12 protein-coding genes are annotated in these 14,418 nt (G+C 64.8%); 6 read left to right on the forward strand and 6 right to left on the reverse strand.

What is annotated here, in order from left to right; translation table 11 throughout:
• Nucleotides 1–101: 101 nt before the first annotated feature.
• The 4 genes from QCM77_RS33695 to QCM77_RS33710 all read right to left on the reverse strand — a co-directional run bounded on the left by QCM77_RS33695 (nt 102) and on the right by QCM77_RS33710 (nt 3,965).
• Nucleotides 102–1,871, reverse strand: coding sequence for a hybrid sensor histidine kinase/response regulator (locus tag QCM77_RS33695; RefSeq protein ID WP_279665018.1), 1,770 nt, complete (start codon nt 1,869–1,871; stop codon nt 102–104).
• Nucleotides 1,872–1,928: 57 nt separating this feature from the next.
• Nucleotides 1,929–2,579, reverse strand: a complete 651-nt coding sequence (locus tag QCM77_RS33700) for a response regulator (RefSeq protein ID WP_279665017.1) — start codon at nt 2,577–2,579, stop codon at nt 1,929–1,931.
• 199 nt (nt 2,580–2,778) lie between these two features.
• On the reverse strand, nt 2,779–3,417 hold the full coding sequence (locus QCM77_RS33705; RefSeq protein ID WP_279665016.1) for an NrsF family protein: 639 nt from the start codon (nt 3,415–3,417) through the stop codon (nt 2,779–2,781).
• Between the two features lie 2 nt (nt 3,418–3,419).
• Complete coding sequence (locus QCM77_RS33710) at nt 3,420–3,965, reverse strand: sigma-70 family RNA polymerase sigma factor (RefSeq protein WP_279665015.1); 546 nt, start codon at nt 3,963–3,965, stop codon at nt 3,420–3,422.
• 290 nt (nt 3,966–4,255) lie between these two features.
• Here QCM77_RS33710 and QCM77_RS33715 point away from each other — a divergent pair, with 290 nt between their 5' ends.
• The 6 genes from QCM77_RS33715 (at nt 4,256) to QCM77_RS33740 (ending at nt 9,871) form a co-directional block, all read left to right on the forward strand.
• Nucleotides 4,256–4,921 carry a hypothetical protein gene (locus QCM77_RS33715; RefSeq protein WP_279665013.1) on the forward strand — a complete coding sequence of 222 codons (666 nt, stop codon included), beginning with the start codon at nt 4,256–4,258 and terminating at the stop codon, nt 4,919–4,921.
• 147 nt (nt 4,922–5,068) lie between these two features.
• Nucleotides 5,069–5,848, forward strand: coding sequence for an enoyl-CoA hydratase (locus QCM77_RS33720; RefSeq protein WP_007608148.1), 780 nt, complete (start codon nt 5,069–5,071; stop codon nt 5,846–5,848).
• Between the two features lie 188 nt (nt 5,849–6,036).
• On the forward strand, nt 6,037–7,467 hold the full coding sequence (locus QCM77_RS33725; RefSeq protein ID WP_462676055.1) for a TolC family outer membrane protein: 1,431 nt from the start codon (nt 6,037–6,039) through the stop codon (nt 7,465–7,467).
• Between the two features lie 25 nt (nt 7,468–7,492).
• Nucleotides 7,493–8,050, forward strand: coding sequence for a P-loop NTPase family protein (locus QCM77_RS33730; RefSeq protein ID WP_279665011.1), 558 nt, complete (start codon nt 7,493–7,495; stop codon nt 8,048–8,050).
• Between the two features lie 46 nt (nt 8,051–8,096).
• On the forward strand, nt 8,097–9,059 hold the full coding sequence (locus QCM77_RS33735; protein ID WP_279665009.1) for an amidohydrolase family protein: 963 nt from the start codon (nt 8,097–8,099) through the stop codon (nt 9,057–9,059).
• A gap of 488 nt (nt 9,060–9,547) precedes the next feature.
• Nucleotides 9,548–9,871 carry a LysE family transporter gene (locus QCM77_RS33740; RefSeq protein ID WP_279665007.1) on the forward strand — a complete coding sequence of 108 codons (324 nt, stop codon included), beginning with the start codon at nt 9,548–9,550 and terminating at the stop codon, nt 9,869–9,871.
• Between the two features lie 9 nt (nt 9,872–9,880).
• On the opposite strand, the gene QCM77_RS33745 is transcribed toward QCM77_RS33740, so the two are convergent.
• Both QCM77_RS33745 and QCM77_RS33750 read right to left on the reverse strand, forming a co-directional pair.
• Entirely contained in the window at nt 9,881–12,997 is a 3,117-nt protein-coding gene (locus tag QCM77_RS33745; protein WP_279665006.1) for an efflux RND transporter permease subunit, read from the reverse strand.
• A 29-nt stretch (nt 12,998–13,026) separates the two neighbouring features.
• On the reverse strand, nt 13,027–14,271 hold the full coding sequence (locus QCM77_RS33750) for an efflux RND transporter periplasmic adaptor subunit (RefSeq protein WP_279665005.1): 1,245 nt from the start codon (nt 14,269–14,271) through the stop codon (nt 13,027–13,029).
• Nucleotides 14,272–14,418 lie beyond the last annotated feature (147 nt).

Here is a 14,418-nt window from a genome sequence, read left to right on the forward strand (position 1 = left end):
CTGCGCCGCCGCAGGTGATGGCGCAGTGGGAGATCAGCGCCGAGACACAATCTCGACCATGGCCGGATGATCGTCAGTCCGGGGGGAAGTCGCACATCCCTTTAGCACCCACGATCGATTGATTCCGTGGCGCCGACACAGGCAGCAACGATCGCTTCGTGCAATTCCTCGTCGGTGATCGGCTTGTGCAGAATACGATGACCGCTGGCGGTGGCCTCCTTGATGCGCGACGGCGAGGTATCGCCGGTCACGATCACGGCAGGGAGCGGGCGGCCGACGTGGGTACAAAGAGCCTCGATTGCGTCCAGGCCGGTCGCGCCATCGCCGAGCCGATAGTCGGCGATGATCAGATCGACCGGCGCATCGCCGGCCGCCGTCGCCTCCGCATGAATCTGCAGCACCTCGGCGGCCGATCGGCCGGCATAGACGCGATGCCCCTGCAGCGTGAGCAACTGCACCATGACATCGAGAACATCGCTCTCGTCTTCCACGACCATGATGCTGACGGTGATGCCTGCGGGTAATGCCCTGTTATCGGGCAAGGGAACTGCCATCGCACTGGCTTTCGGAACCGTAACGGAAAACATCGAGCCGCGCCCAGTAACGGAGACCAGCTTCAGCGGATGCTGCAGCAGCGCGGCGGTGCGGCGAACGATGGCGAGGCCGAGGCCAAGGCCTTGCGTACGATCCCTCGCCGGGTTGTGCAATTGAACGAACTCCTCGAAGACCATTGCCTGCTGATCTGCCGGGATGCCGGGGCCGGTATCCCATACCTGGATTTCCACCGAAGCGCCGCGCCTGCGGCAGCCGAGCAGAACGCCGCCGGATCTCGTGTATCGAAAGGCGTTCGACAGCAGATTGTCCAACACCTGTTTCAGCATCATGGGATCGCTGTCCACCAGCAGACGGCTTTCGACAACACGCCAATCAAGGCCGCGATCCTTCGCCGCCGAAGCGAATTCATTGCTTAGCTGCGAGAACAGTTGGAACAGATTCACCGTCTCCCTCGCAACAGTGACGACGCCGGCATCAAGCCGGGAGATGTCGAGCAGTCCATTCAGAAGGGCGCTGAGGTTGCCGACAATGGATTTTGCCTTGCCGGCCAGATCACGTGCATCGCCGGATTGGACGGCGCCGCGGTGACCCAGCGCCGCGAGCGTGGCGATCAGCAGGCTCAAGGCATGGATCGGCTGGCGCAGGTCATGACTGGCGGCCGCAAGGAAACGCGTTTTCGCACGATCGGCCGCCTGCGCGCGGTCGCGTTCTTCCTGCAGGTGGCCGACCAGCTCGACATTTTCCAGGCGCAACCTGATGGTCTCACGCAGCATGCGGTGCGTTGTGCGGCAGTAGTAGAAGTTGATGGCCACAAGCCCTGTAAGCAGGGCGAGATATGCGCCGGAGGTATCACCTCCATTGATAAAGGAGCGCGCCATGACCGGCAGCACCGTTGCGATGATCGAGCCGACCAGAGCCGGTGGAAAGGCCGAGAGCGACGGAACCGTGCCGCAGACCAGACCGGTCAAGGCAACAGCGGTGAATAAAAAAGGAACGGGCTGTTCAGGAACGAACCCAACCCAGCCGAGCATTCCCCACAGCAGGCCCGACACGCAGGAAAAAGAAGCCGCCAGCCACGCCCATCGCAACACAGACGCTGGTTCTCGATTCCGGCTGAAGAACTGGCGCGCCGCCAGGACGCGTATCGCGGTGAGCAGATACAGCGCACCGAGCCATCCGACCAACCAGCTCGCCGGTACGGTCTTCCTCAGGACGTACGCCGCCGCCAGGGAGATCAGGACGTTGGAGGCCACCACCCCATAGGAATTGCGATACAAGAGCTCGACGAGCGCCGCGCGGATCTTGTCTTCTTGCATCGAAACCTCTCCGCGCGCCGGCAAGTGCGGCGGCTTCGTTCGCGAATTGCGATTGCGCTAGCCCGCCGGAAGGCCGAGCCGAATGGCGTAGGCTGTCAATTCAGCACTGCTGTGCAGATCAAGCTTCCGCATCAGATTCTCACGATGTTTCCGAGCGGTCAGCGGGCTGATGCCGAGGCGGCTGGCGATGTCGCGGCTGGTGGCACCGTGGGGGATCATCCCCAGGATTTGCCGCTCACGCCTTGTGAGCGTGACCGGAGACATTATCGCCGCCGTGGGCTCCGGCGCCTCGTTCGGGCCGTCATGCCGGTCCACCGCAAAGCGAACCTCCTCCGCGACATAGGCGGTGCCATTTCTGATGGCATCGATTGCAGTGATAAGTTCGGATGGATCGCCGCCCTTGGTCAAATAGCCGTTTGCGCCCGCGGAAAAAGCTGCCCGGACGGAACGTGGCTCAACGTTGGCGGTGAGGACAAGAATGCGCAGCTCCGGCCATTGGGTTCTCAGGTCAGCTATGAACTGAAACCCGCTGACGCCCGGCATGCCGAGATCGAGTATGAGAAGATCGGCGGAGGTTTCGTTCAGCAGCCGATGAACAGCTTCAGCGTCCGCAGCTTCTCCACTGACAGTAAGCTCGTCCACGGTCGAAAGAAGCTGTTTCAGACCTTCCCGCATGATGGCGTGATCGTCGGCAATGATCGTCTTCACCAGCCCGCACCTTTGTCGCACCCGGCAATGGCGGTATTAGGGTATCAGTCACCTCTAATCAAGATTGCACCGGTCGAGATCGGCGGTCACAGGCCGAAGGCGATTTCGGCTGAGCACGCGGTTGCTTCGAAAGGCGGCAACCCGGACGGTCGAGGCGGTCCGCGCTGCAATCGGTAAGGATCTTCGCGAAGCCGTCGCGTCAGTACCGAAGGACCCTCGCCCCCACCAGCGCGCCAATCGCCGTCACCAACGCGGTCGCGAGCGTGTACCAGGTCGCGACAAACAGCGGCGAGTCATCGGTGCAATGTGAGGCATACAGCGTCGCGGCAAGCCCGGCCGACACCAGGCCGGCGAGCGCGCCTGCGAGCGCGGGGCGCGACGGCGCGCCGTGGCGAAGGCCAAACAGCACACCCGCAAGCAGCGGCAGCGACATCGCCGGGATCGCGAACAGGCACACCCTGGAATTCTTGCCGACCATCCGCATCGTCATCGGCATCGCCGGCGCCATCATCGCCTCACTGCCGATCGCGACCGCGAGCAGCCCGACGGGAAGCAGCAGCAGCCAGCCCCAGCCGCGCATCAGGGCTTCGGGCCGCGACAGATGCAGGCTGATGATGAACGCCGGGATCGCGAGCGACAGCGTGACCGCGAACTTCATGTCGAAGAACGGATTGTGCATCGCTGTCATCACGTCGTGACGCACACCGAGGAAGGTGGCGAAGATCAGGATCGACAGGGGCGCGGCAACCAGCAGCGCCATGGTCAGCACCGCCCCGACGCGCGGCGCCCGATGGGCGTTGTCGGCCGCGAGCGAGCGAATGAGTTGATCGGTATCCATGACTAGTGGTCCCGCAGTTTGGCAGTCAGCGCCGCAAGTCCACGATGCAGCGCGACCCGCACCGCACCCTCGCTCATCGAATATTTCACCGCCGTATCCTTGATCGAGGTGCTGTCGACCGCGATCGACTGCAACACGTCGCGCTGGCGCTGCGGCAGCGTATTGAGCTGGCTGGCGACCTCGCCTGCCGAGGCCGTCTCCTGCGGCACCTCGCCTGGCAGGATCTCGGCGAAATCGTCGATGTTGACGAAGACCCGCCTGCCCCGTCGCCGCAGCATGTCGATCAGCTTGTTGCGGCCGATCGCAAACAGCCACGGGGCGAAGGGGGCTCCGCTGTCCCAGGTGTGCCGCTTCAGATGCACCGCCAACAGAATCTCCTGCACGATATCCTCGGCCTGGTCGGGAGGCTGCCCGGCCCGCGCCAAGCCGCGCCTCGCGGCAGCGCGCAGCACAGGCGTGACCGCCTTCAACAGGCGATGATACGCCGCGTCATCGCCTGCCATGGCCGACCGCATCAGGCCGGTCCACTCGTCCTCACGTCCGCGCACGCGCGCCCTCACCATGCAATTCGGCCGCTCTTTCAATTTGTTACGCGGGCACCCGCAGGATCACGAATTCGTGATATATGCCGGGCCACGCGACCGATACGGCCGTAAAGATCTGGGACGGCTCATAACACCGATCGGTCCCGTCCGCACCGGCGGCCGGCCGCGACGGAAGCGGTTTGCCGCGTTTTTGCCCGGTCTAGCCCGAAGATTCCCATTTTCTGCCCCGCTGTGGTCACGCCCCGGGGTCTCTGTTCGGTCCTGGGACTGGCGGAATTGGGGAGATCGTCAACATGATGAAAGCCAGCGGGCGCGCGGCGCTGATTCTCCTGGCCGGACTTTTCTTGCTGTTCGGGGGCGTTGCACTGGCGGCGCCGAGTTCAGCCGCAAGCAGCAATTCGGACAGCGCAGGCAAACAGGCCGACGCGGTCAAGCCGAGCAAGCAGCGGCGCCACACGTCGCGTCATCGCGACAGCACCAAGACGGTGCAGAAATCCGACGACAAGGCCGACAGGACGGACGCCGTGGCAACGGTCGACGAGGCGAAGGCCGACAATCGTGACGTGCCGGCCTCGAACCAGATGGCGCCGGAAGTCGCCAACGCCAATGCGCAGCTCGCCGCCGCCGCTACGCCGACCGCGGCCGCCGCCTCCGCAATGACGGGCCGCGCCAACGACAACGTCCAGGCAGCGGCCGATAATACCGCCGGCCCGGACGCCGAGAGCCAGGTCGTCGCACCCGACCAGATCAACGACATCGACCGCGCCCTGCAACAGGACAACGCAGCGGCGCAGAAGGCGGTGATTGCCGCAACCGACGCGCAGCCCCGGCCGGCGCCAGTGATGGCAAGCAGCCAGCAGAGTACGGCCTGGGACCAGAGCTCCCTGATCGGCAAGATCTTCATCGGTGTCGGCACGCTGCTGACGCTGGCCTCCGCCGCGCGCATGTTCATGGCTTGATCTTGGCCTGATTGCCGGCCCGCGGGACCTCGTCCGGAACGCGCCTCTCGCCGCGTGTTCCGGCCGCCTCTTTCCGACAGCTTTGGCCCTTGAAGCCCACCGCGCCAGCGGGCACATTGCCCGCCCAATCAAAAGCGTGGGTGGAGCATGAGCACGTTCGAACACATCATCGTCGAAAGCAAAGGCGCGGTCGGCATCATCAAGCTGAACCGGCCGAAGCTGCTCAACGCGCTCTCCTTCGGCGTCTTCCGCGAGATCGCCGCGGCAGTCGACGATCTCGAAGCCGATGACGCCATAGGCTGCATCGTCGTGACCGGCAGCGAGAAGGCCTTTGCCGCCGGTGCCGACATCAAGGAGATGCAGCCGAAAGGCTTCATCGATATGTTCTCAGAGGATTTTGCCGCGATCGGCGGTGACCGGGTGGCGCGCTGCCGCAAGCCGACGATCGCCGCGGTCGCAGGCTATGCGCTCGGCGGCGGCTGCGAGCTCGCGATGATGTGCGACTTCATCATCGCCGCCGACACTGCCAAATTTGGCCAACCCGAAATCACGCTCGGCACCATCCCCGGCATCGGCGGCACCCAGCGCCTGACCCGTGCGATCGGCAAGTCCAAGGCGATGGACCTTTGCCTCACCGGCCGCATGATGGATGCAGCCGAAGCCGAGCGAAGCGGCCTCGTCAGCCGCATCGTGCCGGCCGACAAGCTGATGGACGAGGTGATGGCCGCGGCCGAGAAGATCGCCGCGATGTCGCGGCCCGCAGTCGCGATGGCCAAGGAAGCGGTCAACCGCGCCTTCGAAACCACGCTCGCCGAGGGCATGAGCGTCGAGCGCAACCTGTTCCACTCGACTTTCGCGCTGGAGGACCGCTCCGAGGGCATGGCGGCGTTCATCGAGAAGCGCAAGCCGGTGAACAAGAACCGGTAAGGCAGGCGAGCGGTCAGGCTGGTGTAAGGCTCTGCCGCTTTCCCGCAGGAGCCCTGTGACGCACCTGCAACAAGCACGGAATACATGGGGGTTTTCCCCGCGGCAGTTTGCCTGCGGGACCTCGGCTGGTTAAACAGTTAAGAGAGCCGCCGTCGGCGGGGGCGGACAGCCGGGATTTGCGGGATTACATGATTGGGCGTGCCGCCAGAGCTGGTCGCGTGATGACGCGGCATCGATCGGGCGTGGCTCCCGTGCTCGCGACATGGACCACGCTGGCGCTCTGTTGCGCCCTGCCTTCCGCCGCATGGGCGGAAGCCCTGCCGGAGGCGCTGGCCAAGGCCTACCAGACCAATCCGCAGCTCAATGCCGAGCGTGCGCGGCAGCGCGCCACCGACGAGAACGTACCGCAGGCGCTCGCCGGCTATCGGCCGCAGATCGTGGCAAGCCTCAGCGCCGGCCTGCAATCGGTGCGCAATCTGCTGCCCGACAACACCATCCAGACCGCCAATCTGAAGCCGTGGATCATCGGCGTCACCGTGACGCAGACCCTGTTCAACGGTTTCCGCACCGCCAACAACGTCCGCGCCGCCGAACTCCAGGTGCAGTCGGGTCGCGAGGCGCTGCGCAATGTCGGCCAGGGCGTGCTGCTCGACGGGGTCACCGCCTACACCAACGTGCTCGCCAACCAGTCGCTGGTCGAGGCGCAACGCTCCAACGTCGCGTTCCTGCGCGAAACGCTTTCCGTCACCCAGCGCCGCCTCAACGCCGGCGACGTCACGCCCACCGACAGCGCCCAGGCCGAGGCGCGGCTCAACCGCGGGCTCGCCGACCTCAACGCCGCGGAAGTCGCGCTGGCGGTGAGCCAGGCGATCTACGCGCAGGTGATCGGCAATGCGCCGTCGCAGCTTCGGGCCGCCGAGGTCGTCGACCGCTATTTGCCGAAGAGCCGCGAAGACGCGCTGACGATGGCGATCCGCCAGCACCCGGCGGTGATGGCGGCGGGCTTCGACGTCGATGTCGCCTCCACCAACATCCGCGTCGCCGAAGGCGCGCTGCTGCCGAGCGCCAGCATCCAGGGCAGCGCCAGCCGCAGCCGCAACAACGACCCGACGCTCGGCACCTTCGCCGAGGACCAGGCCTCGATCGTCGCCAATGTCACCGCGCCGATCTACGACGGCGGCCAGGCCGCCTCGCAGACCCGGCAGGCCAAGGAGATCACGGCGCAGAGCCGGCTCGTGCTGGATCAGGTGCGCAACCAGGCGCGCACCGCGGCGACCAGCGCCTGGGTTGCCAACGAAGGCGCCAAGATCGCGGTCTCCGCTTCCGAGTCCGAGGTGAAGGCGGCAACCGTCGCGCTCCAGGGCGTGCAGCGCGAGGCCGCCGGCGGACAGCGCACCACGGTCGACGTGCTGAACTCGCAGGCCGATTTGATCCAGGCCAAGGCCCGCCTGATCGGTGCGCTGCGCGACCGCGTGATCGCCTCCTACACGCTGCTCAGCGCCGTCGGCCATCTCGACGTCAAGACCTTGAGCCTGAACACACCGGACTATCTGCCCGAGGTGCACTACCAGCAGGTCCGCGACGCCTGGCACGGCCTGCGCACACCGTCGGGGCAGTAGTTTCAAATCGTCTGGCTTGGTGCCGATGAAGAGCCGCCGCATCCATCTGATGGGAGCTTCAGGCTCCGGCGTGACGACGATCGGTCGCGCGCTCGCCGGCCGGCTTGCGCTGCCGCATCACGACACCGACGATTATTTCTGGCTGCCGACCGCGCCGCCCTACCAATCGACACGCCCTGCCGCAGATCGTCTGCGCCTGATGCGCGAAATGTTTCTGCCGCGTCTCGATTGGGTCTTGAGCGGATCCGTCACCGGCTGGGGCGACGAGCTTGTTCCGCTTTTCGATCTGGTCGTCTTCATGAGCACGCCGCGCGAAATCCGGCTGACGCGATTGCGCGCCCGCGAGGCCGCCCATTTCGGCGCTGACGCCGTCGCGCCGGGCGGCTGGCGTCATGAGGAGGCGGAGTCGTTCGTCGATTGGGCCTCGCACTACGAGGCGGGCGATCGCGAGGGCCGCAGTCTCGCAAAAGATGAGGCGTGGCTCGCGAACCTGCCCTGCCCGGTGGTGCGCGTTGACGGCTCACGCCCGCTTGCGGACCTCGTCGAGCAGCTATGCAGCGAAGGGGAGCGGCTGCCGGGCTGATGTGGTACTGTCACCACCTCCAAATAACGAAGCAGGGAGAGAAAACATGCTCAGCCGACGCAGCGTCCTGCTCGCCTCCCTTGCCGCCGGAGTTGCCATGTCCAACAAAGCCCACGCCCGAGCGGCGCAGCCCGCGACGCCGGTCAATTTCGACGTGCCGGCGCAGGCCTGCGACTGCCACACCCACATCCATGGCGACGTCGAAAAGTTTCCGTTCTTCGCGGGGCGCGTCTACACGCCGGAGCCGGCAAGCCCTGAAGAGATGGCCGCGCTGCACAAGGCGCTGCATATCGAGCGCGTGGTGATCGTGACGCCGAGCGTCTACGGCACCGACAATTCCTCCACCCTGTTCGGCATGAAGGCGCGCGGCGCGACCGCGCGCGGGGTGGCGGTGATCGATGACAACACGACGGAGGCCCAGCTCGACACGATGCAGACGGACGGCTTCCGCGGCATCCGCATCAATCTCGCAACCGGCGGCGTCAGCGATCCAAATATCGGCCGGGCGCGCTTCACGGCCGCCGTCGAGCGCATGAAGGCGCGCGGCTGGCACGTGCAGCTCTACACCACGCTGCCGATGATCTCGGCGATCAAAGAGCTCGTGCTGGCTTCGCCGGTGCCCGCCGTGTTCGACCACTTTGGTGGGCTCGAGGCTTCGCTCGGGCTCGAGCAGCCGGGCTTTGCCGACCTGATCGAGCTCGTCAAATCCGGCAAGGCCTACGTGAAAATCTCCGGCGCCTACCGCTCATCGAAGCTCGCACCCGATTATCAGGACATGGTACCCTATGCGCGCGCGCTGATCGCGGCCAACGCGGACCGCGTCGTCTGGGGCACTGACTGGCCGCATCCGGATTCGAGCCGCGTCGAGGGACGCAAAGCCACCGACATCGCGCCCCTCTATCAGATCGACGACGGCCGCCTGCTCAACCAGCTTCCGGTGTGGGCGCCCGACGCAAATCTGCGCAAGAAGATCCTGGTCGACAATCCGGCGCGCCTCTACGGATTCTGAGTCACGTCATCGCTCCCGGCTGGCGTGGCGTGGAACTCATTCCACACCGCGCCATGGAACCGTTGGCGCGTGGAGAACTATCTCACACAAACGTGTTTGTGTTCCCGGTCGCTTCTCACCCGTTTGGACGAAGCGGCGATTCAACTTCACCGGTACGTACGCGGTCGCAATTTATTTTTGTGCGGTCGCATGTCTTTGTCACATTACCTTGCCGCGCTTGTCTCCGGCATTGGAATTGGTTTCACCGTCGCCGCTCCCATCGGACCAATGGGCATGCTGTGCATTCAGCGCACATTGGCATCGGGCATGGCCCCGGGCCTCGCAACCGGCTTCGGTGTGGCGACCGTGCATCTCACCTACAGCCTCCTTGCGGTTTTGGGACTGGGCTCACTGGCACAACCCTGGGTCGAGGCCAATGCCGTCGCTTCGGCATCGTCTCGGCGCTCACGCTGCTGTGGTTCGCGATCCGGACTCACCGCAGTTCCATCGTGCTTCAGGAAGGTGAGATCGACGAAGTACGCCTGATACGCGCCTATCTCAGCGCCATCGCGCTCGGGCTGACCAATCCACTGACGGTCATCCTGTTCCTGGCGGCGCTGCACGCGTTCTCGACACAATCCGCCGCACCGCCGCTGGTCGCGGGCGTCTTCGTCGGATCCGCGATCTGGTGGACCGTGCTCAGCACGATGGTGGCAACGGCGCGGTCACGGTTGACGCCGCGGATGCTGGCGATGAGCAGTCGGTTGGCAAGCTTGATGCTGCTATGCCTCGGCACCATGATGCTCGTGCGGATCGCGCAGCGAATGCTGTGACAGGCGGCGTCAGCGCGCGCGACGGGAGAAGAAGGAGATCAGGACCGGCAGCGTCACCAGGATCACGACCGGTGCCAGCATCATGCCGGTCACCACGACCACCGCGAGCGGCTTCTGCACCTGCGAGCCGATGCCTTCCGACAGCGCCGCCGGCAAGAGGCCGACGCCGGCGACGACGCAGGTCATCAGCACCGGCCGGAGCTGAAGCTCGCCGGTGCGGATCACCGCGCTCACGCGGTCCATGCCCTCTTCGATGAGCTGGTTGAACTGCGAGATGATGATGATGCCGTCCATCACGGCGATGCCGAACAGCGCGATGAAGCCGATCGCCGCCGAGACGCTGAAGGCGGTTCCGGAGATCAAGAGCCCGAGCACGCCGCCGAAGATCGCCATCGGGATCACGCTCATGGCGAGCAGCGTGTCGGTCATCGAGCCGAAGTTGAACCAGAGCAGGACGCCGATCAGCGCCAGCGAGATCGGCACCACGATCGACAGCCGCCGGATCGCGTCCTGGAGATTGCCATACTCGCCGACCCAGTCCATGTGCGCGCCGGGCGGCAGCTGCACCTGATTGGCGATCTTCTGCTGCGCCTCGCGGATCGCGCTGCCGAGGTCGCGCTCACGCACCGAGAACTTGATCGGCAGATAGCGTTCCTGCTGCTCGCGATAAATGTAGGCCGCACCCGAGACGAGGCTGATGGTGGCGACCTCGCTCAAGGGTATCTGCGTGACGGCGCCGTTCGGTCCGGGCGCGCCGATCCGCAAATTCTGGATCGCCTCGGCGCTCCTGCGGAATTCCGGCGCAAGCCGAACGATGATCGGGAAGTGGCGGTCGCTTCCCGCCTCGTAGATGTCGCCGGCGGTGTCGCCGCCGATCGCGACCTTGATGGTGGCGTTGATGTCGCCCGGCGCGAGGCCATAGCGCGCGGCCTTGGCACGGTCGATGTCGATCTGGATGGTCGGCTGCCCGAGCGAGGTGAACACCGCAAGGTCGGTGACGCCCTGCACGGTGGCCAGCACCGACTTGATCTTGTTGGCGGTGTCGGTCAGCGCCTGGAGATCGCTGCCGAACAGCTTGATCGAGTTCTCGCCCTTCACGCCGGAGACGGCTTCGGAGACGTTGTCCTGGAGATATTGCGAGAAGTTAAACTCGACGCCGGGGAAGCGATCGTCGAGCTGCTTGAGCAGTTGCGCGGTCAGCTCTTCCTTGTCGTGGGTGCCGGGCCATTGGCTCGCGGGCTTGAGCGGGGCGAAGAACTCGGCGTTGAAGAAGCCGGCGGCGTCGGTGCCGTCATCGGGGCGGCCGTGCTGGGACACCACGGATTCCACTTCAGGCCGCGCGCGGATCACCTTGCGCATTTCGTTGACGTAGGAGTTGCCTTCCTGGAGCGAGATGGTCGGCGGCAGCGTGGCGCGGATCCAGAGATTGCCTTCCTCCAGCTTCGGCAGAAATTCGAGGCCAAGCAGCCGGCTGAGCGCAACCGTCATCAGCACGAGGCCGACCGCGCCGCCGAGCATGATGCCGCGGTTGGCGACGGCCCAATTCAACACCGGCATGTAGACGCGGTGCAGGATCAGCATCACCCTGGTCTCGGTCTCCCTCACATGCGCGGGCAGGATGATCGCGGACAGCGCCGGGGTGACGGTGAAGGTCGCAAGCAGCCCGCCGGCCAGTGCGTAGGCATAGGTGCGCGCCATCGGTCCGAAGATGTTGCCCTCGACACCCGAGAGCGTGAACAGCGGCAGGAACGCCGCGATGATAATCGCCGCGGCGAAGAAGATCGAACGTGAGACGTCGGCCGCCGCGCTGAGGATGGCGTGGCTTTTCATGCCGAACAGCGTCTCGGACGACATCTGCTCGGATTCCGACATCGGCGTCGTCTGCGTCAGGCGCCGGAAGATCGCCTCCACCATGATGACGGTGGCATCGACGATCAGGCCGAAATCGATCGCGCCGACCGACAGCAGGTTGGCCGATTCCCCGCGCAGCACCAGGATGATCACCGCGAAGAACAGCGCGAACGGAATGGTGGCGCCGACGATCAGCGCGCTGCGGAGATCGCCGAGGAATATCCACTGCAGCAGCACGATCAGCAGAATGCCGATCACCATGTTGTGCAGCACGGTGTGGGTGGTGAGGTCGATCAGGTCGCCGCGGTCGTAGATGCGCTCGATGCGCACGCCGGGCGGCAGGATGCTGGAGTCGTTGATGGTTTGAACGAGCTGGTGGACGCGCTTGATGGTTGGCGAGCTCTGCTCGCCGCGGCGCATCAGGACGATGCCTTGCACGATGTCGTCGGACTCGTCGAGGCCGGCAATGCCGAGACGAGGCTTCTGGCCGACGGTGACGGTGGCGACGTCCTTGACCAGCACCGGGTTGCCGTTGGTCTGCGAGACCATGGTGTTGGCGAGGTCGTCGATCGAACGGATCAGGCCGACGCCGCGCACCACGGCCGATTGCTGGCCGATATTGACGGTGTTGCCGCCGACATTGACGTTCGCATTGCCGACCGCCTGGAGCAATTGCGGCAGCGTCAGGCCGTTGGCGACCAGTTTGTTGAAGTCGACCTGGAGCTCGTAGGTCTTGCTCTTGCCGCCCCAGCCGGTGACGTCGATCACGCCGGGCACGGCACGGAAGCGCCGCTGCAGAATCCAGTCCTGGATGGTCTTGAGGTCGAGCACGCTGTAGTTAGGCGGACCGACGAGACGGTAGCGGAAGATTTCGCCAATTGGGCTGAGCGGCGAGATCTGCGGCTGCACGTTGCCGGGCAGCGGCGCGAGCTGCGCCAGGCGGTTCAAGACCTGCTGCAACGCCTCGTCATAGGTGTAGGCGAAGGAGAACTGCAGTTTGACGTCGGAGAGGCCGTAGAGCGAGATGGTGCGAATGGTCGTCAGGTTCTTCAGACCTGCGACCTGGGTCTCGATCGGAATCGTGATGTAGCGCTCGATCTCCTCCGCCGACAGGCCCGGGCTCTGCGTCACGATGTCGACCATCGGCGGGGTCGGATCGGGGTAGGCCTCGATGTTGAGCTGATTGAACGCGATGAGGCCACCGATGAGCACGGCGACGAACATGCCGACCATCAGGAAGCGCCGGTTGACGGCAAGGGCGACGAGGCGATCCATTCAGGTCTTCAATTTTCTTGGGTCGTCGATCAGCTGCCGGACGCGGCGCGGTCGATGAACAGGCTGCCTTTGGTGACGACCTGCTCGCCGGGCTTCAGATTGCTGGTGACCTCGACGAGGTTGCCATTGATGAGGCCAATCTTGATCTCACGCAGCTCGACCGACTTGTCCTCGCGTGCGACCCAGAGGCGGACCTTGTCGGCTTCATAGATCAAGGCCTGCTTCGGTACCGCCGGCGCGGCGCGGTCGCCGGCCGAATAGATCGTGACGTTGGCGAACATCTCCGGCTTGAGCAGGCCGTCCTTGTTGTCGATGGTGGCGCGGACCAGCAGGCGGCGGGTGTTCGCATCGATCGCGGCGGCGACGTAGTTGATCCTGGCGGTCAAGGGGCGGCCCGGCAGCGCCATCACGTTGACGGTGATGTCCTGCCCGATGCACACGGCGGCCGCGTCGCTCTCGCGCACGAAGGCGGTGAGCCAGACCGTGGAGAGGTCGCCGACCACGAAGACCGGATCGCTGGCGCCGGAATTGACGTATTGGCCGGGGCCGATCTTACGCTGCACGACCGTGCCCGCGATCGGCGAATAGATCGTGACTTCCGGATTGATGGCGCCCTTGTCCTGGAACGCCTTGATGGTCTCGTCGGTGAAGCCGAGGATGCGCAGCTTGTTGCGCGCGGCCTCCAGCGCCGTCGCGGATGAGCGCATGTCGTTCTGCGCCTGAACCTGGGTCGCTTCCGCCTGCTGATAGTCCTTCAGCGGGATGGCATGGCCCTCGTAGAGGTCCTTGGCGCGCCTGAACTGGATGTCCGCAAGATCAATCGCCGACTTCGCCTTGTTCTGCGAGCTCATCGCCGCAATGAAATCGTTCTGGGCCTGCACGGTGTCGGCGGCCTCAATTGTGAATAGCGGTTGACCTTGCTTCAGCATCTCGCCCGGCTTGGCGAGCAGCTTGGTCACCCGGCCCGCATAGGGCGAGAACACCGGCGTCGAACGGTCCTCGTCGACCGCGACCTTGCCCTCGGTGACATATTCGGCCCGGAAGGTCTTGGCCTTGACCGGCTCGATCGTCAACGTCGCCCATTCCGACGGCGTCGGCGTGAAGTTCTGCGCATTCCTGCGCGACTGGCTGGAGATCTCGGAGTGGCTCTTCTCCTTGGCTCCCGCATAGAGGAAGCCGTAGGCTCCGGCACCGGCAAGAGCTAGTAAAACTACGGATGTGATCACCCGCTGTTTTGTAAGCACCTGCAATCGCTTGGTATTTTCAACTACCATGGGGTCCGGTCATATCTGCGATGATACCGGCGGATGCCTGCCTCATCGGTCGCGCTAATAGTGCTGAATTGTGATTTCAAACAACCTAAAAAACGCGGGCCGCCTTTCGGTTTGCGTTAAAATTTTGCGACCCGTCAGCTCCAAGTA

Origin of the sequence: Bradyrhizobium nivariense (assembly GCF_029846695.2) — a bacterium.
Lineage (GTDB): Bacteria > Pseudomonadota > Alphaproteobacteria > Rhizobiales > Xanthobacteraceae > Bradyrhizobium.